Annotated in this window: 26 protein-coding genes; 14 read left to right on the forward strand and 12 right to left on the reverse strand. The window is 68.2% G+C overall.

All coding sequences use genetic code 11. The features are described from left to right. Positions 1-115 precede the first annotated feature (115 nt). The gene (locus ABWV23_RS07675; RefSeq protein ID WP_353346623.1) at positions 116-2431 is read right to left on the reverse strand and encodes a chemotaxis protein CheA; all 2316 of its coding nucleotides are present in this window, start codon (positions 2429-2431) and stop codon (positions 116-118) included. Between the two features lie 138 nt (positions 2432-2569). Here ABWV23_RS07675 and ABWV23_RS07680 point away from each other — a divergent pair, with 138 nt between their 5' ends. Then, complete coding sequence (locus tag ABWV23_RS07680; protein WP_353346625.1) at positions 2570-3277, forward strand: thiamine diphosphokinase; 708 nt, start codon at positions 2570-2572, stop codon at positions 3275-3277. Here ABWV23_RS07680 and ABWV23_RS07685 read toward each other — a convergent pair. Genes ABWV23_RS07685 through ABWV23_RS07695 form a run of 3 tightly spaced genes read right to left on the reverse strand, consistent with a single transcriptional unit; the run spans position 3207 to position 6249 of the window. Then, positions 3207-4139 (reverse strand): DMT family transporter, encoded by a 933-nt coding sequence (locus tag ABWV23_RS07685; RefSeq protein ID WP_353346627.1) that lies wholly within the window; start codon positions 4137-4139, stop codon positions 3207-3209. The genes ABWV23_RS07680 and ABWV23_RS07685 overlap by 71 nt on opposite strands. Positions 4140-4189: 50 nt before the next feature. Continuing rightward, positions 4190-5563 (reverse strand): L-serine ammonia-lyase, encoded by a 1374-nt coding sequence (locus ABWV23_RS07690; RefSeq protein ID WP_353346629.1) that lies wholly within the window; start codon positions 5561-5563, stop codon positions 4190-4192. Further along, positions 5563-6249, reverse strand: coding sequence for a glutathione S-transferase family protein (locus ABWV23_RS07695; protein WP_353346631.1), 687 nt, complete (start codon positions 6247-6249; stop codon positions 5563-5565). The genes ABWV23_RS07690 and ABWV23_RS07695 overlap by 1 nt, the downstream gene beginning before the upstream one ends. 141 nt (positions 6250-6390) lie before the next feature. Here ABWV23_RS07695 and ABWV23_RS07700 point away from each other — a divergent pair, with 141 nt between their 5' ends. The 7 genes from ABWV23_RS07700 (at position 6391) to ABWV23_RS07730 (ending at position 13989) form a co-directional block, all read left to right on the forward strand. Continuing rightward, entirely contained in the window at positions 6391-7536 is a 1146-nt protein-coding gene (locus ABWV23_RS07700) for an NADH:flavin oxidoreductase/NADH oxidase (RefSeq protein ID WP_353346633.1), read from the forward strand. Between the two features lie 251 nt (positions 7537-7787). Further along, a complete protein-coding gene (gene rpiA, locus ABWV23_RS07705; protein WP_353346634.1) occupies positions 7788-8576 on the forward strand; it encodes a ribose-5-phosphate isomerase RpiA in 789 nt (262 codons plus the stop codon). 12 nt (positions 8577-8588) lie between these two features. Beyond that, the gene (gene gor / locus ABWV23_RS07710; protein WP_353346636.1) at positions 8589-9947 is read left to right on the forward strand and encodes a glutathione-disulfide reductase; all 1359 of its coding nucleotides are present in this window, start codon (positions 8589-8591) and stop codon (positions 9945-9947) included. 68 nt (positions 9948-10015) lie between these two features. Continuing rightward, positions 10016-11179: an FtsH protease activity modulator HflK gene (hflK, locus tag ABWV23_RS07715; RefSeq protein WP_353346638.1), complete on the forward strand. Its 1164-nt coding sequence runs from the start codon at positions 10016-10018 to the stop codon at positions 11177-11179. Next, a complete protein-coding gene (gene hflC / locus ABWV23_RS07720; protein ID WP_353346640.1) occupies positions 11179-12123 on the forward strand; it encodes a protease modulator HflC in 945 nt (314 codons plus the stop codon). The genes hflK and hflC overlap by 1 nt, the downstream gene beginning before the upstream one ends. Next, positions 12123-12317, forward strand: a complete 195-nt coding sequence (locus ABWV23_RS07725) for a DUF2065 domain-containing protein (RefSeq protein ID WP_353346642.1) — start codon at positions 12123-12125, stop codon at positions 12315-12317. Before hflC ends, ABWV23_RS07725 begins: the two co-directional genes overlap by 1 nt. A gap of 253 nt (positions 12318-12570) precedes the next feature. After that, positions 12571-13989 (forward strand): Do family serine endopeptidase, encoded by a 1419-nt coding sequence (locus tag ABWV23_RS07730; protein ID WP_353346877.1) that lies wholly within the window; start codon positions 12571-12573, stop codon positions 13987-13989. 444 nt (positions 13990-14433) lie between these two features. Here ABWV23_RS07730 and ABWV23_RS07735 read toward each other — a convergent pair whose 3' ends face one another. The 5 genes from ABWV23_RS07735 to ABWV23_RS07755 form a co-directional block, all read right to left on the reverse strand. Beyond that, positions 14434-15111, reverse strand: a complete 678-nt coding sequence (locus ABWV23_RS07735) for a Crp/Fnr family transcriptional regulator (RefSeq protein ID WP_353346644.1) — start codon at positions 15109-15111, stop codon at positions 14434-14436. Positions 15112-15157: 46 nt separating this feature from the next. Beyond that, on the reverse strand, positions 15158-15769 hold the full coding sequence (locus ABWV23_RS07740) for an inner membrane-spanning protein YciB (RefSeq protein ID WP_353346646.1): 612 nt from the start codon (positions 15767-15769) through the stop codon (positions 15158-15160). Between the two features lie 10 nt (positions 15770-15779). Beyond that, the gene (locus ABWV23_RS07745; protein ID WP_353346648.1) at positions 15780-16682 is read right to left on the reverse strand and encodes an EamA family transporter; all 903 of its coding nucleotides are present in this window, start codon (positions 16680-16682) and stop codon (positions 15780-15782) included. 58 nt (positions 16683-16740) lie between these two features. Continuing rightward, on the reverse strand, positions 16741-18033 hold the full coding sequence (ftsY, locus tag ABWV23_RS07750) for a signal recognition particle-docking protein FtsY (RefSeq protein WP_353346650.1): 1293 nt from the start codon (positions 18031-18033) through the stop codon (positions 16741-16743). A 75-nt stretch (positions 18034-18108) separates the two neighbouring features. Then, on the reverse strand, positions 18109-18762 hold the full coding sequence (locus ABWV23_RS07755) for a lysoplasmalogenase family protein (RefSeq protein ID WP_353346652.1): 654 nt from the start codon (positions 18760-18762) through the stop codon (positions 18109-18111). A 110-nt stretch (positions 18763-18872) separates the two neighbouring features. Between ABWV23_RS07755 and ABWV23_RS07760 the strand changes: the two genes are divergently transcribed. Both ABWV23_RS07760 and ABWV23_RS07765 read left to right on the forward strand, forming a co-directional pair. Then, on the forward strand, positions 18873-19916 hold the full coding sequence (locus ABWV23_RS07760) for an alkane 1-monooxygenase (protein ID WP_353346654.1): 1044 nt from the start codon (positions 18873-18875) through the stop codon (positions 19914-19916). A gap of 37 nt (positions 19917-19953) precedes the next feature. Further along, the gene (locus ABWV23_RS07765) at positions 19954-20364 is read left to right on the forward strand and encodes a hypothetical protein (protein WP_353346656.1); all 411 of its coding nucleotides are present in this window, start codon (positions 19954-19956) and stop codon (positions 20362-20364) included. A 106-nt stretch (positions 20365-20470) separates the two neighbouring features. Here the strand turns inward: ABWV23_RS07765 and xseA are convergent, their stop codons facing one another. Continuing rightward, complete coding sequence (xseA, locus tag ABWV23_RS07770; protein ID WP_353346658.1) at positions 20471-21982, reverse strand: exodeoxyribonuclease VII large subunit; 1512 nt, start codon at positions 21980-21982, stop codon at positions 20471-20473. Positions 21983-22088: 106 nt separating this feature from the next. On the opposite strand from xseA, the gene purD reads away from it, so the two are divergent. From purD to ABWV23_RS07785, 3 genes are all read left to right on the forward strand, one after another. After that, positions 22089-23360 carry a phosphoribosylamine--glycine ligase gene (purD, locus tag ABWV23_RS07775; RefSeq protein WP_353346660.1) on the forward strand — a complete coding sequence of 424 codons (1272 nt, stop codon included), beginning with the start codon at positions 22089-22091 and terminating at the stop codon, positions 23358-23360. 65 nt (positions 23361-23425) lie between these two features. After that, a complete protein-coding gene (locus ABWV23_RS07780; protein WP_353346662.1) occupies positions 23426-24031 on the forward strand; it encodes a LuxR C-terminal-related transcriptional regulator in 606 nt (201 codons plus the stop codon). A 1-nt stretch (position 24032) separates the two neighbouring features. Continuing rightward, the gene (locus tag ABWV23_RS07785) at positions 24033-24500 is read left to right on the forward strand and encodes a GNAT family N-acetyltransferase (RefSeq protein ID WP_353346664.1); all 468 of its coding nucleotides are present in this window, start codon (positions 24033-24035) and stop codon (positions 24498-24500) included. On the opposite strand, the gene ABWV23_RS07790 is transcribed toward ABWV23_RS07785, so the two are convergent. Together ABWV23_RS07790 and ABWV23_RS07795 are read right to left on the reverse strand one after the other, a co-directional pair. Next, the gene (locus ABWV23_RS07790; protein ID WP_353346666.1) at positions 24497-25252 is read right to left on the reverse strand and encodes an FG-GAP repeat domain-containing protein; all 756 of its coding nucleotides are present in this window, start codon (positions 25250-25252) and stop codon (positions 24497-24499) included. The two genes, ABWV23_RS07785 and ABWV23_RS07790, sit on opposite strands and share 4 nt — an antisense overlap. After that, the gene (locus ABWV23_RS07795) at positions 25252-25575 is read right to left on the reverse strand and encodes a 2Fe-2S iron-sulfur cluster-binding protein (protein ID WP_353346668.1); all 324 of its coding nucleotides are present in this window, start codon (positions 25573-25575) and stop codon (positions 25252-25254) included. The genes ABWV23_RS07790 and ABWV23_RS07795 overlap by 1 nt, the downstream gene beginning before the upstream one ends. A 129-nt stretch (positions 25576-25704) precedes the next feature. Here ABWV23_RS07795 and ABWV23_RS07800 point away from each other — a divergent pair, with 129 nt between their 5' ends. Beyond that, positions 25705-26085 carry an OB-fold nucleic acid binding domain-containing protein gene (locus ABWV23_RS07800; protein WP_353346670.1) on the forward strand — a complete coding sequence of 127 codons (381 nt, stop codon included), beginning with the start codon at positions 25705-25707 and terminating at the stop codon, positions 26083-26085. The last annotated feature ends 11 nt before the right edge of the window (positions 26086-26096 follow it).

The following is a 26096-nucleotide window of genomic DNA, read 5'->3' on the forward strand; positions in this document are numbered from 1 at the left end:
GTCCGCTTGGGCGCGAGCTTTTTCTCCGCAACCCGAAACGAAAAAGGCAGGCCCATGGCCTGCCTTTCCCCCAGGTGGGCACGTCCCTTGCGGGGCGCACCGCGACTGTTCGGGCTCAGCCCGCCGCGCGTGAGGCGGGTTGAAAGCCGATGTCGTGTGCGGCGATGAAGCGACCGTTCTCGGTCTTCAGGATCTTGCCTTCGCGCAGCAGCGTGCCAAAGGCGCGCAGACCATCCTCGCGGCTGAAGTCGCCTTCCACGGCCTCGCGGGCCTTGTGGATCAGCTGCGGGCGGGTGAACTGGTCCCGGCCCTCGACGAACTGCATGTAGGCGGCCGCGGCCTCCAGAAGCTCGGGCAGTTCCTGCACGCCCATCTCCTCGGCAAAGGCGACAAAGCTCTCGTCGGGGTTGGTCGGTGCAGGGGCCTCGATCTGGGCGGACACCCGGCGCGGGTGGACCGGCCCGGTCTTCGCGGCGATCTCGGCAACCTCGTCGATCCGCTGCTCGGCCACCAGTTTCAGCGGCGCCGGGCGCTGCTGGTCGGGGGCGGTCGGGCGGCGGGTATGGGCACCGGCCGGCTTGGGGCGACGCGGTTGCACGACGCGGGCCAGATCGTCGCGATAGGCCTCGGTATCGGCACTGTCGCCGACCGAGCCACCGGCCGACCGTTCGGCGCGGGTCGCGGCGACAGCGGCACGCAGGTGGGAATAGGCCTCGCGGGTGGAGGTCGCCTCGGGGGCCTCCAGTTTCTCGTCGGCGGCGGCCATCAGGCGCGACAGGTCGGATTTTGCCGCGCGTGATTTGCGTTCGGCCTCTTCCTCTTCCCGGGCGGTATCCGCCTGTTGTGCCTCGTCCCGGGCCGGCTCGACCTGCTCGGGCGCCTGTGCCTTTGCGGCCTCGCCGCGCAGCTCGGCCTCGACCTCGGCCAGTTCGCGCATCAGCTCGGCCTCGTCGTCGGGCTGCAGGGTGCTGGGCGGCAGTTCGACGCTGGGCACGACCGGGGCCGCCTCGCGGGGCTGTTCGGCCTCGTGCGCCTTGGCGTGCTTGACCATCATGACCCGGGGCTCCAGGGCTTCGGCCACTGCGGCATAGTCGTCTTCGCCGTCCTCTTCGTATCCCGCGTCGGGATCGTCGGCGAGGATATTCTCGGCCGGTTCGCTGGCCCTGGCCTTCAGGGCGCGGTCGAGATCGGCGAACAACGCCTCGTCGTCCTGGAGGGCCTCGTCGTGGCGGGGCGCGTCATGGTGGGCTTCGGGCGCGGGGGCCGTCAGGGCCTCGAGCGCGGCCTCGACCTCGGCGACCTTCTCGGTGTCCCCGGCCAGCTGGGCGCGGGCCAGGCGACGCTGAAGCCGGGCGGCGCGGCGTGCCATCATCGGATCGGCCTCGTCGCCAGCGGTTTCCTCGTGGGGCTCCTCGGACAGATCCGCCGCCGTTTCCGTTTCGGTGGGGGCGGGCAGATCCTCGTCGCTGTCCTCAGTCGAGACCTCGGCCGTATCCGCGATGGCGTCTTCGAAGGTGTCCTCGATGGCATCTTCGGCGGCGTCCTCGGCGCGCGGGGTGGGGGTATCGGTGGTCTCATCGAGATGCGAGTCGGGCAGCGCGGCGGTGAAGGCATCCTCGGAATGCTCGTCCTCGCTATAGTCGGCCTCGGTCACGACCTGTTCATTGCGGGACACGACCGCGCGGATACGCTGCAGCTTCGCGGCGATGCTGTCGGGGGCCGGGGCGGCGCGCGGCGCCACCGGTTCGGCGGTGACGACATCGACGGACGCTTCATCAACGGGCGCTTCGGCGTCTTCGATGACGTCCTCTTCGGGCGCGTCCTGCTCTTTCACGGCGGCCTCGATCCCGGCCATGAAGGCTTCGACCTCGACTTCCGGCTCGGGTTCGGCGGCATCCGCGTCAGCCTCGGCCTCAAAGACTGCGTCGACTTCCGGCTCGGCGGTATCCACCTCGTCCAGATCCTCGTCAGAGGAGGTTGCCTCGGCGGGCGTCTCTTCCTGCGCCGGCGGTTCAGCTTCCAACGTGTCTTCCACGTGGTCGGCCTCGGCCTGTTCCGGCGCGGTCACCTCGGGGGCTGCCTGTTCGGGGGCCTGTACCGGTGCTTCGGCTTGCGGCTCGGGGGCGGGCTGTTCCTGCACGGCCTCTGCGGCCTCCAGCGCCGCGGGGGCCGCGACTTCGGCGGCACGCAGGACAAAGCCCGAGCCTTCGCGGCGGGCCTCGACATGGCGGGAAACCTCGCGCTCGGCGATGCGGGCCAGCATCTCGGTGTCGGGCTGTGGCGGTTCGGCGCCGAAATACCTGTCATCCGCGGCCAGGTCGCGGAAGTACTCGGCAATTGCCTTCATCGTGTCAAAGGAATCCTCGAATCCCTCAAGGGTGCAGGAAAACGTGCCGTAGGAAACGGTCAACACCTTGTTACTCTGTACCATAGGCTGCTCGTCCTTTTCAGATTAGTTGGACTGACCTAACACGCCGGAAGCGACAAATTCGGCCCGAATCTGTGCCGAAGACCGTATCATTTTGTGGCCAGATTGTGATCAGCTTCCGAAACCCCCATGAAAGACGACATGAAAACAGAAATTAGAAATTTCGCCATCCCGGTGACGCTGATCGGCGGCGGGGCGCTGGGCGCAGACGATCTGGCGGTGGCGCTGGCCCTGGCGCCAAGGCTGGTCGCGGCGGATGGCGGCGCGGCGGCGGCGCTGTCCGCCGGGCACATGCCCGAGGCGGTGATCGGCGACTTCGATTCGCTCAGCCGCGCCGACCGCGACCGGATCCCGCCCGAACGGCTGTTTCCGATCTCGGAACAGGAGAGCACCGATTTCGACAAGGTCATGCGAACGGTCTCGGCGCCGCTGATGCTGGCGGTTGGGTTCCTCGGCGCCCGGGTCGATCACCAGCTGGCGGCGTTCAACACGCTGGTGCGTCACCCGGCGCAGCGCTGCATCCTGATCGGCCCGGGCGAGGTCGTGTTCCACGCCCCGCCGCGCCTGGCGCTGGACCTGGAGCTGGGGGCGGTCGTGTCGCTGTTCCCGATGTGCCGGCTGACCGGGCGCTCGCAGGGGTTGGAATGGCCGATCGACGGGCTGGAGATGGCCCCGGATGGTCGCGTCGGCACCTCGAACCGGGCGCTGGGTCCGGTGCGGATCGAGACCGACGGGCCGGGCCTCCTGGTGATCGTTCCGCGTTCGGCGCTGGGCGCGGTCACACGGGCGCTTGCCCCCGGGGCGGTTGGGGCCGCGTCAATGCCCGGGCCTGGGCCCGCTCGCGCATGACGATGTAAAGCCCGGCGGCGATGGTCACGCAGATGCCCACGCCGGCCAACCCGTCGGGCAGATCGCGAAAGATCAGCCAGCCGAACATCGTGGCGACGGGGATCTCGAGGTATTGCATCGGCGCCAGTGTCGCCGCCGGCGCGTAACGCAGCGACCACGTCATCAGCAGGTGCGCGCCGGTGCCGATCACGCCGATGGCGGCCAGCAGCCCCCATTCCCCGCCCGACGGGGCGACAAGGGACAGCGGTGCGCTGCCTGCGATATCGCCGATCAGAAGGACCGGCAGCAGCACGGCGGTGGCCATCACCCCGCTGACCGCCTGCAAGCCGATCGGGTCGATATCCTTGGCCAACTGCCGGGTGACCAGCATGAACAGCGCGAACAGCACCGCCACGCCAAGCGGGAACAGCGCCGGCCAGCCGACCTCGGCAAAACTGGGCTGGATCACCAGAAGCGTGCCGCAGAATCCCACCGCGCAGGCGGCAAGGCGGCGGCCGCCCACCTCTTCGCCCAATACGTATTTTCCCAGCAGCAGCATCAGGAACGGCATCACGAAGGCGATGGCGATGGCATCGGCCAGCGGCAGGTACTGCAACCCGGTGAACATGCAGCCGATGCCGCCCATGTGCAGCAGCGTGCGCAGCGCGGCCAGCCGCAGGATCCGCCCGCGCATCCGCCACAGCCGCCCGGTGGCGGCAACGATCGGGATCAGCATCGCCGCCTGCACCGCGAAACGCACCAACAGCAACTGGCCCAGCGGCAGCGTCTCGCCCAGCAGCTTGGCCACCGCGTCGCCCAAAGGAGCGAGCAGGCAGAAGCCCAGCATCAGGAGTATGCCCAGAACGGGTCGGTCGGCACTCATGGCGCCACGCTAGGCGGCGCGGTGATCCGGTGCAAGCGGGACGGGCGCACTCAGCAATTGGGAACGTTCACCGCCAGCCCGCCCAACGAGGTTTCCTTGTACTTCTCGCTCATGTCGGCGCCGGTCTGGCGCATGGTTTCGATGCAGGCGTCGAGCGGCACGAAATGCCGGCCATCGCCGCGCAGCGCCAGGCTCGCCGCGCTGACCGCCTTGATCGCGCCCAGCCCGTTGCGCTCGATGCAGGGCACCTGCACCAGCCCCTTCACCGGGTCGCAGGTCATGCCCAGGTGATGCTCCAACGCGATCTCGGCGGCGTTCTCGATCTGCTCCGGGCTGCCGCCCAGCACCGCGCAGAGCCCCGCCGCCGCCATCGCCGAGGCCGAGCCCACCTCGGCCTGGCAACCGGCCTCGGCGCCGGAGATCGAGGCATTGTACTTGACCAGCCCGCCGATCGCGGCCGCCGTCAGCAGGAATTCCTCGACCCGGTCGGCGCTGGCCCCCGGTACGTGGTCGAGCCAGTAACGGATCACCGCCGGCACCACACCCGCCGCCCCGTTGGTCGGCGCGGTCACCACCTGGCCGCCGGCGGCGTTTTCCTCGTTCACCGCCATCGCATAGGTCGCGATCCAGTCGTTGATGGTATGCGGCGCGGTCAGGTTCATGCCGTACTCGGCCGTCAGCGCCTGGTGGATGTCATGCGCCCGGCGGCGGATATCCAGCCCGCCGGGCAGGATGCCGCGCGCCGCGAGGCCGCGCTCGATACAGCCGTTCATCACCTCCCAGATGCGAGCGGTGCCGCCGGCAAGATGTTCGGCGCTGCCGCGCGACACCTCGTTGGCGCGTTTCATGCCGGCGATGGTCCTGCCGCTCTTGCGCGCCATCTCCAGCATTTCGGTGGCGGATTTGAACGGGTAGGGCACCGGCGGGCCATCATCGGTGTCGCGGCCCTCGGCCAGTTCCTCCTCGGTCAGGACGAAACCGCCGCCGATGGAGTAATAGACCTGTTGCAGGATCACGTCGCCCTGCGCGTCGGTGGCCATCAGGATCATGCCGTTGGCATGTCCCTCCAGCACGTGGTCATAGTCAAAGACCAGGTCCTGCGCCGGATCGAACCGCAGCGCGCCGAGGTCCTCGTGACGGATCACCTTGTCGGCGCTTATCTGCGACAGCGCCGCCTCGGCCTTTTCGGCCTCGTAGGTCTCGGGCACGAATCCGGCCAGCCCGAGGATGGTGGCGCGGTCGCTGGCGTGGCCCACCCCGGTAAAGGCGAGCGAGCCATGCAGCGAGGCGCGCAGCCCGGCAAAGTCGAAGGGCGAGGCGCGCATCAGCGCGAGGAACCGCGCGGCGGCGACCATCGGCCCCATGGTGTGCGACGAGGACGGGCCGACGCCCACCTTGAACATGTCGAAGACGGAAAGAAACATCAGGTGGCGGTCCCTTCGGGCGGGGTTGCGGGGCGGGGAGAGGTGAAAGGTTGCGCGCCAAGCCCCTCGGCACGGGCGGCAGCGCGGGCGGCGTCCGAATCCTCGACGCGGGCGCAGAGCGCGGCCAGGGCGGGAAAATCGGTCAATCTGAACCAGCCCCGGTCAAAATCCTCGGGGTACAGCGCCATCCAGCGCAGCAGGCAGGCGAGATAGAACTCGGTCGCGCCGCCGGGCCAATCCGGTGCCGCGACGGCGTGATCGAGCAGTGCCAGATGCCGCCGCAGACGCGCGGTCAGACCCGCGCGCAGAACGTCCGCCTGTGCCGCGTCGATGTATTGCTCGGGATGGAACAGCATGCGCAGATCGGCGTGCAGCGTGTTGGAGGTGAAGACCAGCCATTTCAGGAACGCCCCGCGACCCGGATCATCCGGCGCCGGCCCCAACCCGCCGTGGCGGTCCGCCAGCCAGAGCAGGATCGCGGCGGTCTCGAACAGCGGTCCGTCGGGCGTTTCCAGCACCGGGATCAGCCCGGCCGGGTTCAGCGCGCGATAGGCGGCGCCGTGCTGTTCCCGCGTGGCGCGGTCCACCAGCACCGTGTCGAAGGGCAGCCCGCGCGCCTCCAGCGCCAGCCGGATCACCAGCGAGGCGTTGTCGGGGGCATAGTGCAGGCGAAAGGGCGTGGTCATGGGGTGATTCATATCCGAGGAGGGGCGCGACTCGGGCGCACCAAAGCGACATTTCCGATCGGAAACAAGTCATCGAGGTGACTGATTGCACCGCCCCGGCGCCCGGGATAGCGTGCCGGCAAACATAGACCGAGAGGCCCCATGACCGACACGCCGCACCTGTTCCGCCCCGTCCCCCTACGTGGGATCACCGCCCGAAACCGCGTGGTGATTTCGCCGATGTGCCAGTATTCGGCGCACGAGGGGCATCTTGAGGATTGGCACATGGTCCAGCTGGGCCGGTTCGCCATCGGCGGGGCGGGAATCGTCTTTACCGAGGCGACGGCGGTGCAGAAAGCGGGCCGTATCACCCATGGCTGCGCCGGGCTGTGGTGCGACAGCCAGATCACCGGCCATGCCCGCGTGGCGCAGTTCGCCCTGACCCATGGCGCGATCCCGGCGGTGCAGCTGGGCCATGCGGGCCGCAAGTCAGGGATGCAGCGGCCCTGGTTCGGCAACGGGCCGTTGAACGATGCCGATTTCGCCCGGGGCGATATGCCCTGGACCCCGGTCGGCCCGTCCGAGATCCCGGTCGCCGAGGGCTGGCCGATGCCCCATGCGCTGAGCGAGGCGGAGATCGGACAGCTGGTCGAGGATTTCGTCGCGGCCACCCGCCGGGCGCAGGCCGCCGGCTACAAGATTGTCGAGATCCACGGCGCGCATGGCTACCTGATCCACTCGTTCCTGTCGCCGCTGTCGAACAAGCGGACCGACGCCTATGGCGGCGATCTGGAGGGGCGGATGCGGTTGGCGCTGGAGGTGGCGAAAGCCGTGCGCGCGACCTGGCCCGAGGATCTGCCGGTGTTCTTCCGCACCTCTGCCGTCGATGGCGACCCGGCGGGCTGGACCCTGCCGGACACGGTGGAACTGGCCAAGCGGTTGAAAGAGATCGGCATCGACGTGATGGATTGCTCCTCTTCCGGGATTGCCGGGGCGGCAACCGCCAGCGGCAGCGGCAAGCGCCAGCCGGGGTTCCAGGTGCCCTTCGCCGAGGAGGTCCGGCACAAGGCGGGCCTGCCGACGATGGCGGTGGGGCTGATCACCCACCCGCAGCAGGCCGAGGAGATCCTGTCCGGGGGGCAGGCCGACCTGATCGCCATCGGGCGCGAGGCGCTGGTCGATCCGATGTGGGCCCTGCACGCGGCGCAGGCGCTTGGCCATGACACGGGATATGGGTCATGGCCGGAACAATCGGGCTGGTGGCTGGCGGTGCGCGACAAGACCTCGGATCTTTATCAACCGAAATAGGACATCACCGGCGCGTCGCGGGCATCCGGTTCGCGGCGCTGACCGGATCGGGGAAAATCGTGTCCTTTCGTACAAGCCGCGCGGGAGAGGCGCGCGCCGCGCCGAACGCGCCGAATTCATCGCCGCCATGCGCAAGGTGGTGCGAGCGATGCACAGGCGACGTCCCGCGTCGGCGGAGAAATCCGAATAGCCCTCGCAGAGGCGGCCGGATTTCCCTATAACCCCGATGATCCCATCCGAACGAGGCTGCCATGACCGGAGAACTATCGCCCATCGACAAGGCCAAATTCGTCGCCGCCCGCCGCGCCGCCGATTACGTCGAGGACGGCATGCGTGTCGGGCTCGGCACCGGCAGCACCGCCGCCTGGCTGGTGCGCTGCCTGGGCGAGATGGTGCGCGAGGACGGGCTGAAATTCAAAGGCGTGCCGACCTCGACCCGCACCGCCGAACTGGCCCGCGACGTCGGCATCGAGGTGATCAGCCTCGACGAGGCGCGCTGGCTGGACCTGACCATCGACGGCGCCGATGAATTCGATGCCGACCTGAACCTGATCAAGGGCGGCGGCGGGGCGCTGTTGCAGGAAAAGATCGTCGCCACCGCCTCGGACCGGATGGTGGTGATTGCCGACATCGGCAAGCAGGTGGAGACGCTCGGGGCCTTCCCGCTGCCGGTCGAGGTGATTCCCTTTGGCTGGCAGACCACCCAGGCGCTGATCGAGGAAACCCTGATCTCGATGGACGTGCTGGGGCGCGACACCACGCTGCGGATGAACGGCGAGGCCGCTTTTGTCACCGACGAGGGCAATTTCATCCTGGATCTGCACCTGAAGCGGATCGGCAATGCCCGGCAATTGGCGCTGGTGCTGAACCAGATGCCCGGCGTGGTTGAAAACGGCCTGTTCATCGATATCTGTGACACCGTCGTGCTGGGATTCGGAGATGGCCGGGTCGAATTGCGCGACATCAACGAGGGTACGATCGAGCATGACAGGCTGGATTTCGTCGAGAGCGAGAACCTGTTCACCGATCTTTCGGATTGAGGACCGCAATACATGAGCTTTGACTACGATCTGTTCGTCATCGGCGGCGGCTCGGGCGGGGTGCGCGCCGCGCGCGTGGCCGCCGGGGACACCGGTGCAAAGGTGGCGCTGGCAGAAGAGGATCGCTATGGCGGCACCTGCGTGATCCGCGGCTGCGTGCCGAAAAAGCTGATGGTCTTCGCCAGCGAATACGCCGACATGGTCGAGGACGCCAAGAGCTATGGCTGGTCGATCGCGCCGGGCCGGTTCGACTGGACCGCGTTCCGGGGCAAGCTTGAGGCGGAACTCGACCGGCTCGAAGGGATCTATCGCAACCTGTTGAAGAACGCCGGTGTCGAAAGCTTCGACCAGCGCGCGCGGCTGGTCGATCCCCACACGGTGGAACTGGCCGACGGCAGCCGCAAGACCGCCCGGCACATCCTGCTGGCCACCGGCGGACGGCCGGTCAAGCCCGACATGCCGGGGGCCGAGCTGGGCATCACCTCGAACGACATCTTCCACCTTCCGGAACTGCCCAAGTCGATCCTGATCGTCGGCGGTGGCTACATCGCCAGCGAATTCGCCGGCATCCTCAACGGGCTTGGCGTCGCGGTCACCCAATTCTATCGTGGTGCGCAGATCCTGCGCGGCTTTGACAACGAGGCGCGCGGTCTGGTCAGCGAAGAGATGCGCCAGCGCGGCATCGACCTGCACCTGGGCACCAACATCCTCGAGATGGCCCGCGACGGCGACGGCATCCGCGTCAAGGCCACCAACGGCACCGAACGCCTGTTCGACCAGGTGATGTTCGCCACCGGGCGGGCGCCGAACGCCGACGACATGGGGCTCGAGGCGCTGGGCGTGGAGCGCGGTCGCAAGGGCGAGGTCGTGGTGGACGAATACAGCCAGACCGCCGTGCCCTCGATCCATGCCATCGGCGATGTCACCGACCGGGTGAACCTGACCCCGGTGGCGATCCGCGAGGGGATGGCCTTTGTCGAAACCGTGTTCAAGGGCAACCCGACCCCGGTGGATCACGAGCTGATCCCGACCGCGATCTTTACCCAGCCCGAGATGGGCACCGTGGGCCTGAGCGAAGAGGACGCCGCGGAGCAGGAGCCGATCGAGGTCTATTCCACCAGCTTCAAGCCGATGCAGCAGAGCTTTGCCGGCCGGGCCGACCGGGTACTGATGAAGCTCGTGGTCAGCAAGGCCACGCGCAAGGTTCTGGGCTGTCATATCGTGGCGCCGGGCGCCGGCGAGATGATCCAGCTGGCCGGCGTTGCGGTCAAGATGGGCGCAACGAAAGAGGATTTCGACCGGACCGTGGCGGTGCACCCGACCATGTCCGAGGAAATCGTGACAATGAAAGCACCGGTGCGCAGCGCTTGATTTGAGCGCCGGCGGACACAGGTAAGTGAACAAGGCCGCAGCGGCGGCACGAGAAGGGGAAAGACACGATGGCGGGCAATAGCGGAGGCCCCTGGGGGGGCGGCGGTTCGTCCGGGGGCGGAGGCAACCGGGGAAATAACGGCGGCGGCAACAACGGCGGCGGCGGTGGCCGGCGCCCGGACGATGACGGCCCCCAGATCCCCGAGATCGACGAGCTGGTGAAAAAGGGCCAGGAACAGTTGCGCGTGCTGATGGGCGGGCGCGGCGGCAAGGGCGGCGGCACCGGCGGCGGCAAGGGCAGCGGTGGTCCGATGTTCACCCGTGGCACCATCGGCCTGGGCGTCATCGCGGCGGCGGTCCTCTGGGGCATGGCGAGCTTTTATACCGTCAAGCCGGAAGAGCAGTCGGTCGAACTGTTCCTGGGCAAGTTCTCGAGCATCGGCCAGCCGGGGCTGAACTTTGCCCCCTGGCCCGTGGTCACTGCCGAGGTGATCCCGGTCACCACCGAACAGCGCGAGGATATCGGCACCGGCCGGGGCCAGGATGCCGGGCTGATGCTGACCGGGGACGAGAACGTGGTCGACATTGATTTCCAAGTGGTCTGGAACATCAACGACCCGGCCGAATTCCTGTTCAACCTGCGCGATGCGCGCTCGACCATCCGGGCAGTGTCGGAATCGGCCATGCGCGAGATCATCGCGCAATCCGAACTGGCGCCGATCCTGAACCGCGACCGGGGCGTGATTGCCGACCGTCTGCTGGACCTGATCCAGTCGACGCTGGACAGCTATGACAGCGGCGTCAACATCGTTCGGGTCAACTTCGACAAGGCCGATCCGCCCGAGCAGGTGATCGACGCCTTCCGCGAGGTGCAGGCGGCCGAGCAGGAACGTGACCGGCTGCAGAACGTGGCCGATGCCTATGCCAACCGGGTGCTGGCCGAGGCCCGCGGTGAGGCGGCCCAGCTTCTGGAAGAGGCCGAGGGCTATCGCGCGCAGGTGGTGAACGAGGCCCAGGGTGAGGCAAGCCGCTTTACCGCCGTGCTGGCCGAATACGCCAAGGCCCCCGAGGTGACGCGCAAGCGTCTCTATCTCGAAACCATGGAACAGGTGCTGGGGGATATCGACAAGATCATCCTCGACGAGAGCGTCGGCGGCGCGGGGCAGGGCGTGGTGCCCTACCTGCCGCTGAACGAACTGCGGCGCGGCACCGGCAGCCAGGAGAACAACTGATGCGGAAATCCACCTTTATCCTTCCGATCGTGGTCGTCCTGGTCGCGGCGGTGATGTCGTCGATCTTCATCGTGGACGAACGCGAAAAGGCGCTGGTGCTCCAGTTCGGCCGCGTCGTCGCGGTCAAGGAGGACCCCGGCCTGGCGTTCAAGATCCCGCTGATCCAGCAGGTCGTGAAATATGACGACCGCATCCTCAGCCGTGATGTGCAGCCGCTGGAGGTGACGCCGCTGGATGATCGCCGGCTGGTGGTCGATGCCTTCGCGCGCTATCGCATCACCGATGTGAACCGGTTCCGCCAAGCCGTCGGTGCCGGCGGTATCACGGCGGCGGAAACCCGGCTCGATTCGATCCTGCGGTCGCAGACCCGCGAGATCCTGGGCTCGGTCAGCTCCAACGACATCCTGAGTTCCGACCGGGCCGCGCTGATGCTGCGGATCCGCGACGGGGCGATCGGAGAGGCGCGCGCGCTGGGGGTCACCATCATCGACGTGCGGTTGAAATCCACCGAACTGCCGTCGCAGAACCTTGCGGCGACCTTCGACCGGATGCGGGCCGAGCGGGAGCGCGAGGCGACCGATGAGCGTGCCCGCGGTAACGAGGCAGCGCAGCGCGTGCGCGCCCAGGCCGACCGGACCGTGGTCGAGCTGGTCTCGGACGCCAAGCGCGAGGCCGAGATCACCCGAGGCGAGGCCGATGCCCAGCGCAACGCGATCTTTGCCGAGGCCTTTGGTCAGGATCCCGAGTTCTTCGAGTTCTATCGCTCGCTCACCGCCTACAGCCGCGCGCTGAAGGGGAACAACTCGTCGATGGTGCTGTCGCCGGATTCGGAGTTCTTCAACTATCTCAAGTCCGCCGAGGGCGCCGGTCGCGGCGCGTTGTCCTCGCAGCCGTCGCAGCAGAGCCAGCGCACGCCGGTTCAGGCGCCGGTCGCGGCGGATTGATGGCAACCGTCATTCTGGCCCTCGGGCTGGTTCTGATCGTGGAGGGGCTGGCCTGGGTGCTGGCCCCTTCGCTTGTCGAGCGCATGCTAGAGGCACTGCGCGCATTGCCCGAGCCGGTCCGCCGCCAGGTCGGCGCGCTCGGGCTGGTGACCGGGCTGATCCTGCTCTGGATCGCGCATCAACTGGGGGCGTGATCGCGCCGATGCGCGGCCCGCCGCTGTTTTCGGGCCCGTCCCCTTCAATTTTCACGGCTTGGCTTTCACAACGGCTTGATTGCATGCAACACTCGTTGCAGGCGAGGGCGGAGCACCTACATTGCACCCGTGGAATCCGGCCACCGTCGCTCTGATACGGCGACCGGCGCTCAACCATGATTTTACAAGGAGGCTTCCAGTGCAGCCACAGGCAATCACAAATCCAGACGGGCAGGCCGGCCCGATCACCCGCATGCGGGTCATCGGACTGACCGTTTTGACCATGGTCTTCGTGCTGGCGCAGGTCGCGCTTGCCCAGGCCAAGCCGGAAAGCCTCGCGCCCCTGGCGGAAAAGATCAGCCCGGCGGTGGTCAACATCACCACCACGACGCTGGTCGAGGGCCGCACCGGCCCGCAGGGCATCGTTCCGAAGGGCTCACCCTTCGAGGATTTCTTCAAGGAGTTCCAGGACCGCAACAATGATCAGGACCGGCCGCGGCGCTCTTCGGCGCTGGGCTCGGGCTTTGTCATCTCCGAGGATGGCTACGTGGTCACCAACAACCACGTCATCGACGGCGCCGACGAGATCCAGATCGAGTTCTTCGACGGCGAGGAAATCAAGGCCGAGGTGGTGGGCACCGACCCCAACACCGATATCGCTCTGCTCAAGGTCAAGACCGACAAACCGCTCGCCTTCGTCAGCTTCGGGGACAGTGACCTGTCCCGCGTGGGCGATTGGGTGATGGCCATGGGCAACCCGCTGGGGCAGGGGTTCTCGGCCTCGGTCGGCATCGTCTCGGCGCGCAACCGGGCACTCAGCGGCACCTATGACGATTACATCCAGACCGACGCGGCGATCAACCGCGGCAACTCGGGCGGGCCGCTGTTCAACATGGACGGCGAGGTGATCGGCGTGAACACCGCGATCCTGTCGCCCAACGGTGGCTCCATCGGTATCGGCTTCTCGATGGCCTCGAACGTGGTCAGCAAGGTGGTCGACCAGTTGCGCGAGTTCGGCGAAACCCGCCGCGGCTGGCTCGGCGTCCGCATCCAGGACGTGACCGACGACGTGGCCGAGGCGATCGGCCTGGCCAAGGCCGAGGGGGCGCTGATCACCGATGTGCCCGACGGTCCCTCCAAGGAGGCCGGCCTGCTCGCGGGGGACGTGATCATGAGCTTCGACGGCAAGGAGGTGAAGGACACCCGGGCGCTGGTCAAGCAGGTCGGCAACACTGCCGTCGGCAAGGCGGTGCGTGTGGTGGTGTTCCGTGACGGCGCGACCAAGACCCTCCTGGTGACCCTGGGTCGCCGCGAAGAGGCCGAGCGCGCGGTCCCTGCCGCTATGAACGGCGAAGCAGCCCCCGCCCCGCGCGAGCTGGAGATCCTGGGCCTGTCGTTGACCCCGCCCACGGACGAGATGCGCAAAGAACTGGGCATCGATGACGACATGGACGGGCTTGTGGTCGTCGACGTGGACGAGGCCAGCCAGGCCTTTGAGAAAGGGCTGCGTGCCGGCGATCTGATCACCGAGGCCGGGCAGCAGAAGGTCGCCACCCTCGACGACCTGCAAGAGCGTGTCGACGCCGCCCGCGAGGCCGGGCGCAAGTCGCTGCTGCTGCTGATCCGTCGTGGCGGCCAACCGCGCTTTGTCGCGCTGGGGCTGGAGGACTGATCCCACATCCCTGACCGATTTGGGAAAGGCCGGGCCGCGCGTCCGGCCTTTTTCGTTGCGGGCGCGAAACGCTTCGGCTGCTGATCAAGGACGCGAAACAGGTGCAGACCGAGGTGTTGGCGAACATCCTGACCCAGATCGCCCGCATCTCCGGCGCTTCGGCGGTCATGCCCTGACGTCGGGGCGGTCGGATCGGCTGCGGGGATTGATAAAAAACGAGCCATGCGTCGGGCGGACACATGGCTCGTAACACGTCGGCCGGAAACACATGTGGGACCGACCCACGGACGAAAAGGGAACCTGTGACCGGGCCATAGGGGAGGACAGAAAAGCGACCGGCACAGAACCCCTTGGGTCTCGTTTCTCTCCGATTCCCGCCCGGACGTATGTAATGCAGATCACAGAAGTCTCATTTTCGGACCGCGACGTTTTCGGCGTCCCGGTTCAAATCGCTTCGAGTTCGGCAAGTGCCTCAAGCGCGATCCGGTCGTGGATCGTCACGCCGCCGCGCCCGGTCTCGATCACGCCGGTTTCGCGCCAGCCCGACAGGGTCTTGGACACCGCCTCGCGGGTGGCGCCGACGAACTCGGCCAGTTCCGCCTGTGACAGGCCCACGGCACCGCCGTTGACGTTGACGGTGACCTCCTCCAGGTGCAGCAGGCGCCGCGCCAGCCGGGTCGAGAGCGGCAGGAACACCTGTTCGTTCAACTGCCGCCCCATCCAGCGCATCCGCTGCCCGGCCAGCCGGATCAGGTCGTCGGCCATGTCGGGGGTGCGGTGAATCCGCTCCAGCACGTCTGCGTGACGCACCCGCAACAGCCGCGCCGGTGTCAGCGCCGTGACCGTCGCCGTATGCGGGCCGGGGTCGAACAGGCTGATCTCGCCAAAGACCGCGCCCGGCCCCATCAGGTCAAGCGTCAGCTTGCGCCCATGCGCCGACAGGACCGAGAATTCGATCTGGCCCTCGAGGACGGCGAACAGCGAATCCCCCTCGGCGCCCTGTTCGAACAGGACCTCGCCCACCGTCAGCGCCACCGGCTCGGCCTGCGCGGACAGCATCCGTTTCAACTCCTCGGAGGCGGCCGAGAGGAAACTGGTTCCGGGAATGGACAATGCGGTCATGCGCGCTCCTGTCTGGAAAACGGCCGTTTCACTGCAAGGGCGTCTGTCACAGGTCGCTGTCGCCCGGCTCGATCAGGTATTTCTGCAGTCCCATCACCTGCCACCACAGGAACAGGAACAGCGCGATGGGAAAGCCGAAGGTCTCGATCTTGACCCAGAGGTCGGTGGACATGGTGCGCCAGACCAACTCGTTGGCGCCGGCCAGCACAGCGAACCCCAGGCACAGCCGTCGGGTCAGGATCATCCAGCCCACCTCTTTCATCGGCAGCATGTCGGACATCACGAAGGCGAGATAGGATCGCCCCTGTACAAGCCCCAGCCCGAGCAGCCCGGAAAAGATGCCGTAGACGATGGTGGTCTTCATCTTGAAGAAACGTTCGTCGTTGAACCAGGCGGTCAGCCCTCCGAAGAAGATCACGATGAAGGCGGTGAAGATCTGCAACCGGCTGAGCTTTCCGGTCAGCCGCCACAGGATCGCCATCGCCGCCAGCATCAGCGGCACGAACAGCACGGTGGAAACGATGAAACCCGAATAGGTGGTGCCGCCAATGTCGAAGTCCTGATCGCGCAGTTTCAGGTACAGCACGAAAAAGGCCACCGGCGGGCCCAGTTCCAGCACCTGCCGCAGGATCGGGTTGACGTCTTTCTTCTCGCTCATCGTGCTCTCCTCAGCCACCCATCTCAACTATCACCGCCCCCAGCGCGATCAACCCCATAAGGGCGATGCGTCGCGGTCCCACCGTTTCCTTCAGCACCAGCCAGCCGATCAGCGCGGCGAACACGGTCGAGGTTTCGCGCAGCACCGCGGCCTCGCCCACCTTGTCCAGACGGGTCGCCAGCAGGATCGCGCCAAAGCTGAAAAACGCAACCAGCCCGCCGGAAATCCCGCGCAGGATCAGCGGGCCGGGCGCCGGGCGGCGGTCCATGCCGCGCAGGTGTCGCAGCGCCAGCAGCGGCATCGCGATCCCGTCGATCATGAAGAACCAGGCGAGAAAGGTGAACGGGTCCGCCGCCGCCCGGATGCCATAGGCGTCATAGGTGGTGTAAAGCGCCACGAAGAGCCCGGTGCCAAAGGCCAGCGCCAGCGCCGGCACCAGCGTGTCGCGCGCAGTGGTCAGGAAGGCCAGGTTGTACAAGGCAAGGCCGAAAATCCCCGAAAGCAGCACCGCCACGCCCAGCCACTGCACCGGCGTGAAGATCTCGCCGAAGATCAGCCAGGCGCCGATCACCGTGAACAGCGGCCCGGTGCCGCGCACCACCGGGTAGACCACGGTATAGGCCCCCTTGGTATAGGCCTGCGCCTGCAACAGCTTGTAGCCGGTATGGATCACCCAGGCGCCGGCAAAGATCGGCCACAGATGCGGCGCCGGCCAGGGCACCACGAACAGCGCGAAGGGGGCCGCCATCAGCCCATAGGCGCCGTCGATCGCACCGCGGCTGATCCAGGGATCGTGACGCCCCTTCTGCAACGCGCCGAAGACCGCATGCAGAGCCGCCGCCATCACCGCCAGCGCCAGGGCAAGCTGGTGCCCCGCCTCGGTGCCCTCGAGAGAGATCAGCCAGTTGCTCACCTGCTGCGCCCCCGTGGTCGGAGAGGTCGTGGGGATGGGCGCACGGGACCGCGGAGGCTCAGCCCTCCAGCCCGGTCAGCGCGGCGGCGAACTCGGCGGGGTCGAAGGGGGCGAGATCGTCGATCTGTTCGCCCACGCCGATGGCATGGATCGGCAGACCGTACTTGTCGGCCAGCGCCACCAGCACGCCGCCCTTGGCGGTGCCGTCGAGCTTGGTCATCACCAGCCCGGAGACATCGGAGATCTTCTTGAAGATATCCACCTGGCTCAGCGCGTTCTGCCCGGTGGTGGCATCCAGCACCAGCAGCGTGTTGTGCGGCGCGGTCTCGTCCTTCTTGCGGATCACGCGGACGATCTTGGCCAGTTCCTCCATCAGGTCGGCGCGGTTCTGCAACCGTCCGGCGGTGTCGATCATCAGCAGGTCGGCGCCGTCTTCCTGCGCCTTGGTCATGGCGTCAAAGGCAAGGCTGGCGGGGTCGGAACCCTCGGGCGCGGTCAGCACCGGCACGCCGGCGCGATCGCCCCAGACCTGGAGCTGCTCGACGGCGGCGGCGCGAAAGGTATCACCGGCGGCGATCACCACCTTCTTGCCGGCCGCCTTGAACTGGCTGGCGAGCTTGCCGATGGTGGTGGTCTTGCCCGAGCCGTTGACGCCCACCACCAGCACCACCTGCGGCCGCCGGGGATAAAGCGGCAGCGGCTTGGCGACAGGTTCCATGATGCGGCTGATCTCACCGGCGAGCAGGCGCTTGATCTCGTCGGTCGAAAGCTTCTTGCCGAACCGCCCCTCGGCGAGGTTGGCGGTGACCCGCAGCGCGGTGTCAACGCCCATGTCGGCGCTGATCAGCAATTCCTCGATCTGTTCCAGCATCTCGTCGTCGAGCACCCGCCGGGTGACGGTGCGCGGCGCCTTGCGCCCCAGCAGCCGCCCCAGCAGGCCGGGATTGCCACCGGGGATCTCGCTCGGCACGTCGAGGCCCGGCATCTCGGCAGGGGGGCTTTGCGGTTGCGGATCATCGGGCACCGGCTGGGCCGGTTCGGCGGGGCGCGGCCGTTCCGGGGCCGGTTGCGGCGCGGGGCCGGGTTCCGGCTCACGCGTGGGTTCGGGCGTGACCGGTTCGGGCGCGGGCACTGTCTCTGGCTCCGGTTCGGGCTCAGGCACCTGCTCCGGTTCGCGCTCGGGCTGCGGCTCGGGGGCAGGGGTCGGGGCCTCGGGTGTCGGGGGCACCTCCTGCGGCTCGTCGGCCAGCACCTCGGCTTCGCCGCCGTCCTCGACGATGGCATCAAGCCCCTGCTCGATCTTGGAGGAGGATTTGAACAGCCGGTCCTTGAGCTTGGTGAAAAACGCCATGGCAATCTCCGCGTGATATCCTACTCACCTAATGCGGATCGCGGCCAGTTGCAAAGGCTGCGCGCCGTGGCACGGCTAGGACAGGGGCGCGGCAAAGGCGGCCAGAAACCCCGCCTGCGCCCCCCAGTAGAGCGGCCAGATCGCATAGGGCGCCAGCCGCAACAGCCGGTGACCGGGGCGGAACAGGAACACCTCCCAGGCGAGGATCAGGTCGGAGGCAATGAAACTCGCCGCCGCGAGGGGCACCAGCGCCAGCGCCCCCTCGGGTGGCAGGGTCAGCGCACAGGCCCCCATGCCGAGGATGACCGGGATATAGACCAACACCGGGATCCGCAGTGCACCGGCGCGCGGGGCGAGCCGCGCCGCCATCGCCGCCCCCAGCACCGCCAGCCCGACCAGTGCCGCCAACCGCCAGCCGCTGACCAGCAGGCCGGGATCGGAGGAGGCGCGGGTCAGGAACAGCGCCACATAGGCGAGATGCCCGGCGGCAAACCCGCCGACCCCGGCCATGAAGGCCCGCTCGCCCGGGCGCGACAGGCACCAGTCCCCCAGTGCGCAGAGCGCCAGCGCAAGGATCAGAAGCATCGGGGCCTGCGCGCGCCAGGCCGCCAGCGCCAGCAGCGCTACGGCGGCGGTCTTGACCGTGCTGCGCAGGGCGCCGGGATCGCGCGCCACCAGCGGCAGGTAGGCCAGCGCGCAGGCCAGTGCGGCGAGGAACAGGGCGGTCATGGGCGCGGATCTCCCGAAGCTGCGTCGGCGGCAGAATGGCCGAATTGACAGCCGGGCGCCAGCGGCAGAAGCTGCCCGCGCCGCTGCTTCGGCGGATCGAAAGGTGCCCCATGCTCCGTTTTGTCCTCGCCAGTCTGACGCCTGCCGGGCTGTTGTTCGCCGCCTGTCTGTGGGGTGGTTGGTGGCCGGCGCTGGCGCTGGGTTACATGACCGTTTTCGTGGCGCTGGCCGACCGGCTGGGGCCGGAGGCGCTGCCACGGATCGAAGAGGCAGAGGCGGCGGCCAACCGGCTCTCGGTGGTGCTGGGGCTGGCGCATCTGCTGCTGTTGCCGCTGGGGGTCTGGGCGATTGCCGCCGGGCCGGTGCTGGACGGTGCGGGCCGGGTGCTGACCGGGCTGGCGCTGGGGCTGTTCCTGGGCCAGGTCTCGCATCCCAACGCGCATGAGCTGATCCACCGCTCCGCGCGCGGGCTGCGGCGGCTGGGGGTATTGGTCTATGTGACGCTGCTTTTCGGGCATCATGCCTCGGCGCATCCCAAGGTGCACCATGTGCATGTGGCCACCGATCGCGATCCCAATTCCGCGCGGTTGGGCGAGGGGGTGTACCGGTTCTTCCTGCGCGCCTGGATCGGCTCGTTCCGCGCCGGGCTCCGGGCCGAGACCGCCGCGCGGGCGCGCCGCGCGGGCGGGGCGCGGGGGCTGCACCCCTATGTGATCTACCTCGGCGGGGCGGTGGCGACCTTGGCGGCGGCGGGGCTGCTGGCGGGATGGTCCGGCGTGGGGGTGTTGCTGGCGCTGTGCGCCTATGCGCAGGCGCAGCTTTTGCTGGCCGATTACGTGCAACACTATGGGCTGCGCCGTGCCACAGGTCCGGACGGTCGGGCCGAGCCGGCGGGGCCGGGCCATTCCTGGAACGCGCCGCAGTGGTATTCCTCGGCGCTGATGCTGAACGCGCCGCGCCATTCCGACCACCACCAGAACCCGGGCCGTGCCTTTCCGGCGCTGCGGCTGGACCCCGCGCGGATGCCGCTGCTGCCCCGGTCGATGCCGGTGATGGCGGCGATCGCGCTGGTCCCGCCGCTCTGGCGCCGGATCATGGACCGGCGCGCGCGGGCCTGGGCGGATGGCAATCCGCCGCCGGGGCAGGGGCGGTGATTGGCAAGCGCCCCGCTGATCTGCCACACTCCGCCCCATGCGCCCGTTTCACCTGATTCTCTCTCTGCCGCTGCTGCTTCTGGCGGCGGCCCCGGCCCCCTCCCAGACCCAGAGCCTCTCGGCCGAGGCCTTCGATGCCTATACGCGGGGCAAGACCCTGTTCTACGGCAACGGCGGCGCCGCCTACGGGGTGGAGCGTTACCTCGAGGGGCGCCGCGTGATCTGGTCGTTCCTTGATGGCGATTGCAAGAAGGGCGTCTGGTACGAGGAAGAGGGCCAGATCTGTTTTCTCTACGAGGACCGGCTCGACCCGCAATGCTGGACCTTTACCCGCGGGCCGGACGGGCTGATCGCGCGGTTCGAGAACGACCCGGAGGCGACCGAGCTTTACGAGGCCGAGGACATCGACGAAGAGATGGTCTGCTACGGCCCCGACGTGGGGGTCTAGGCAGGCACGGGAGTGGGTCGCTGCCCCGGCTGCGGCTGGGCCGCCTTTCCCCCGGAGGTTTGCCGGCCAGAAAAAGGGCGCCGGGCGCCTGTCCTGGAGCAGTCTGTCAGAACAGCGAGCCCTGCTCTGGCGGCGGCTTGGGTTTGGAGGTCTTGCGTGGTGTGCTGGCTGCGGGCGGCGTGTCGGGGGCGTCCGTGGGGTGCGCGGTGATCTCGCCGTCGCGGAATTCGATCGTCAGTGTGGCGGCTGTGCGGGCCGTCGCCGCCGAGGTCACCACCTCTTCCCCGCTGCGGACCACGGCATAGCCGCGTTCCAGTGTCGCCTTGTAGGACAGCGAGGACAGCAGGCGCGCGCGCGCGTCCAACTCCTGCCGCAGGCGGGAGAGCCGGTGGCCGCCGGCGGCCTCGAGCCGGTCCGACAGGGCGGCGATCCGCTCGTGCCGGGTGGTGATCTCGCGCCGGATCGGGCGCAGGGTGATGCGGGCGGAGAGGTTGGTCAGCCGGTCGCGCCGGGTCGTGACCAGCCCGCGCAGCGCCGAGGGGCGCAGGCCGCCGGCCACCTCCGACAAGGAGACGCGCCGCCGCTGCACTCCGCCGCGCAGCGCCTGCGGCAGTTTCTCGGCGATCCAGTCGAGCCGCTGGCGCGGCGAATCGAGCAGGGTTTCGCCACGCGGCAGCGCGCGGGCCAGATCGCCCAGCCGCTGGCGGCGCTGGGTCAGGGCGGTGGTCGCCGCCCGTGACAGCCGCGCGCCGGTGCTGTCGGTCCAGGCCATCAGTTCCAGCCGCACCGGCACCGCCAGTTCGGCCGCCGCCGTGGGGGTGGGCGCGCGCTTGTCCGAGACGAAGTCGATCAGCGTGGTGTCGGTCTCGTGCCCGACGGCAGAGATCAGCGGGATCTCGGAGGCGGCGGCGGCACGTGCCACGATTTCCTCGTTGAAGCCCCAGAGATCCTCCACCGAACCGCCGCCGCGCGCGACGATGATCAGGTCGGGACGCGGCAGCGCGCCACCGGGGGACAGCCGGTTGAAGCCGTCGATGGCGCGGGCCACCTCGGGCGCGCAGTTCGCTCCCTGCACCGCCACCGGCCAGATCAGCACCTTGCGCGGGAACCGGTCGCGCAGCCGGTGCAAGATGTCGCGGATCACCGCCCCCGAGGGCGAGGTCACGACACCGATGATCTGCGGCAGGTAGGGCAGGGGGCGCTTGCGCGCGGCATCGAACAGCCCCTCGGCGGCGAGTTGTTTCTTGCGCTTTTCCAGCAGCGCCATCAGCGCGCCCTGGCCGGCGACCGCCACCTCGTCGACGTTGAGGTTGTATTTCGACTGCCCGCCAAAGGCGGTCATGCGGCCGGTGACGACCACCTCCAGCCCTTCTTCGGGCTCGACGCTGAGGCTGGCGACCTGCCCCTTCCAGGTGGTGCAGGCCAGCACGTTGCGGTCATCCTTGACGTCGAAGTAAAGATGCCCCGAGCGGGCGCGGAACACGCGGCCCACCTCGCCGCGCACGCGGACCCGGCCAAAGCTGCCCTCCAGCGTGCGCTTGATCTCGCCCGAGATCTCCGAAACGGTGTATTCGGGCATGTTCTGTCCCGGTGTCGGGTCGTCGATCAGGTCTGACATCTGGCGCGCCTTGCTGTGGCTTGTTCTTCTGCCGGCTTGTTCTGCGGCAGCGCCCAGCTTAGAACGCCGCGCAGGCAAGGCCAAGCAGATCGGAGAACCAAGCCCCATGAACATCCTCATCCTCGGCGGCGGCGGGCGCGAACACGCGCTGGCATGGGCCGTGATGCAGAACCCGAAATGCGACAAGCTGATCGTGGCCCCCGGCAATGCCGGCATCGCCCAGATCGCCGATTGCGCCGCGCTGGATGTCGAGAACGGTGCGGCGGTGGTGGCCTTTGCCGAGGAGAACGCCATCGACTTCGTCATCGTCGGCCCCGAGGCGCCGCTGGCCGCCGGTGTCGCCGACCGCTTGCGCGAGGCGGGGATTCTCGTCTTCGGTCCGAACCGGGAAGCGGCGCGGCTGGAGGCGTCGAAAAGCTTTACCAAGGAAATCTGCGACGCCGCCGATGCGCCCACCGCCGGCTATGGTCATTTCACCGATGCCGAGGCGGCCCGGGACTACGTGCGGGCGCAGGGTGCGCCGATCGTGGTCAAGGCCGACGGGCTGGCCGCCGGCAAAGGCGTGATCGTGGCCGAGACGGTGGAACAGGCGCTGGCGGCCATCGACGACATGTTCGGCGGCGAGTTCGGCGCAGCCGGCGCCGAGGTGGTGATCGAGGAATTCATGGAGGGCGAAGAAGCCAGCTTCTTCGTGCTCTGCGACGGCGAGACCGTGCTGCCGATCGGCACCGCGCAGGACCACAAGCGGGTCGGCGAGGGCGATACCGGCCCCAACACCGGCGGCATGGGCGCCTATTCCCCTGCCCCGGTGATGACCGATGCGGTCACGCAAAAGGCGCTGGACGAGATCGTGCGCCCGACCATGGCCGAGATGGCCCGGCGCGGCGCGCCTTATCAGGGCGTGCTCTACGTGGGGCTGATGATCAAGGACGGCCAGCCGCGGCTTGTGGAATACAACGTGCGTTTCGGTGATCCCGAATGTCAGGTGCTGATGCTGCGGCTGGGGGCGCAGGCGATGGACCTGATGCATGCCGCCGCCGAGGGCCGGCTGTCGGAGGCCCGCGTCAACTGGGCCGACGATCACGCGATGACCGTGGTGCTGGCCGCCAAGGGCTATCCGGGGGCCTACGAGAAGGGAACCGAGATTCGCGGGCTGGACGGGCTGTCCGAGACCAGTTCCGAGAAGTGCTTTCACGCCGGGACCAGGGCGCAGGACGGCAAGATCCTGGCCAATGGCGGCCGGGTGCTGAACGCCACCGCGCGCGGCGCGACCCTGGCCGAGGCCCGCGACCGCGCCTATGCCATGGCCGAGGCGATCGACTGGCCGCAGGGATTTTATCGCCGCGACATCGGGTGGCGCGCGCTGGGCGAAAGCTGAGCGCGGAGCCGGCCTTTGCAGCGCGCCCGGTCCCGGTGTAACCTGACCACGATGGGGAGAAATGCATGACCGCAGCGACCGAAGAGGTGCTGGATCGCCTGTTCGCCAGCCGCGATCTGGCCGAACTGGCCTTTGTCCATGCGCCGGTGGGCCTGGTGGTGACCGAGAACCGGGTGATCCGGGAATGCAACGTCGCCTTTGCCACGATGTTCGGCTATTCCGTGGATGCGCTGCGCGACAGCACCTTTGCCGTGCTCTATCCCAGCCAGGAGGAATTCGTGAACATCCGCAACCGCGGTGTGCGCGACCTGCAGGAAAGCGGCGAGTACTGGGACGAGCGGGTGATGATGCGCAACGGCGGCGAGCTGTTCTGGTGCCGGGTGCGCGGCCATACCTTTACCCCGAACGCCCCGCTGGCCCGCGCGGTCTGGAGTTTTGCCGACCTCTCCGACACCCGCCCCTATCAGCCGCTGACCCGGCGCGAGCGCGAGGTGTTCTCGCTCCTCGGCGAGGGCAAGACCAGCAAGGAGATCGCCCGCGCGCTGGAGCTCAGCTATCGCACGGTCGAGGTGCACCGGGCGCGCCTGCTGAAGAAGTTCGGGGTTTCCAATACCGCCGGCCTGTTCCAGTCGCTGGGCGATATCAGCGGCGATCACGTGGTCAGCGGCTAGGATGGAGGCGCCGGAGCGGCTGCTGCCCGATGATCCGCGGCTGGCGCAGGTGCTGGCGCTGATCCGGGAAAGCTTCGCCTATATGGACGGACGGATCGACCCGCCCAGCTCGATGCACCGGCTGACGCTGGAGGGGCTTTCAAACCAGGCCGGCACCGCCGAGGTCTGGGCACTCGGGCATCCGGTGGCGGCCTGCGTGGTGCTGACGCCAAGGCCGGATTGCCTCTACCTGGGCAAGCTGGCGGTGGACCCCCGCCAGCGCGGCACCGGATTGGCGCGGCGGCTGGTCGACCTGGCCGTCGCCCGCGCCCGCGCGCTGGGGCTGCCGGTGCTGGAACTGCAGGTGCGGGTGGAACTGGCGGAGAACCACGCCGCCTTCGCCCGGTTGGGTTTTGCCAGAACCGGTGAGACGACGCACGCGGGCTATGACCGCCCGACCTCGATCACCATGCGGCGGGCGGTGGCCTAACGACAGGCCAGTGCGTCCGCCATGCTGTCCGGTCCTGTATAGGGGCCGATGTCGCGCCGGGTGATGTGGCCGCCCCTCAGGGTGCTGGCGATCAGGCGGAACCAGTTGGCATCGGCGGTGATGATTTCGGGGCCGCTGCCGCAGGTGCGGATGCCGCCGGAAATCTCGGGCTCTCCGAACCGGTGATTGGTCAGGTCGGGCGCCTCGGCCACGGGGGTCAGCGCGCCGTCCTTGTAGCGCCAGATGCGCAGGGTCTTGGCCAGGTGCGGACGGTCGATATAGGCGATCTCCACCGCCCCGTCGCCATCCAGGTCGGCGGCCCCCAGTTGCGCCAGCCAGCGGTTGCGCTGCCCGATATGCGGGGTGGCCGCCACCCGCCGCAACATGCCGCCGACACGTTTGTAGACGGCCAGCCTTGCGCCCCGGTCGCGCTGTGATTCCACGGTCAGGATTTCCGCCTCGCCGTCGCCGTCGAGATCGCGCAGCAGCGGGCGCACATCTTCGAACACCATGTCCTCGGGTAGGGTCACCATCGCGCCGACCTCGCCGGTCAGGCAGGGCAACTCCAGCCGAAAGCGGACGGAGAGCGCCGCCCATTCCCAGGGATCACCAAGCGCACCGTGCGGATAGCGGTCGGTGGGGGTGGTATATTGCGCCGTCCGGATCGCGCCGACGCAGGCCGGAGGCGTCGCGCCGGCGAGGACCGGCGGTGCCAGGCACAGCGCCAGGAAAAGCGCCGCGCCAAGCCGCATCAGATCTGCTTTTCGGGCATCTGCACGACCAGACCGTCCAGATCCTCGGTCACCTTGATCTGGCAGGTCAGGCGCGAGCGGGTCGGATCGGGCGCATAGGCGAAATCCAGCATGTCCTCTTCCATGTCTTCCTTGGCCGGCAGCTTCTCGACCCAGGCGGGATCGACATAGACATGGCAGGTCGAACAGGCACAGGCGCCGCCGCAATCGGCCTCGATGCCCGGAATGTTGTTGTCACGGGCGCCTTCCATCACGGTCAGCCCGACCGGGACGTCGACGACATGTTCGGTTCCGTTGTGCTCGATATAGGTGATCTTGGGCATCTGTGCTGCGTCCTTCTCGGTGGTCCCCGACTCCTTAGCCAAGCCGTCGGCACGTTTCCAGCCCGTTTTGCCCGGGGGCGGGGCGGCTCGACAAAACGCCATTCATGTTCTATTTTTGTTCTCATGTCGATGCCTGAACCGCGATCCCCCGTTACGCCCCCAGTCACATCTCCCGATCCATGGCCACGCCCGCCCGCCTGCCTGCCGGCGGCGCGGCTGGACGACCCGCCCGGGGGGGCGCGCGTGGCGGTGGCCGGGCTGGTGATCCTGCGGCAGCGACCGGGCACCGCCAAGGGGGTGATCTTTCTCACGCTCGAGGACGAGACCGGCGTGGTCAACGTGATCGTCTGGCGCAAGATCTACGAGGCATTCCGCCGCGCGGTGATCTCCGGGCGGCTGCTGCGGGTCACCGGTCGGGTGCAGCGCGGGCACGGGGTGACCCATGTGATCGCCGAGCGGGTCGAGGACATCTCGGAGATGCTCGACCTGCTGCTGTCCGAGGCGGGATGACACGGAATCCC

Source organism: Aquicoccus sp. SU-CL01552 (assembly GCF_040365005.1).
GTDB lineage: Bacteria > Pseudomonadota > Alphaproteobacteria > Rhodobacterales > Rhodobacteraceae > Antarcticimicrobium.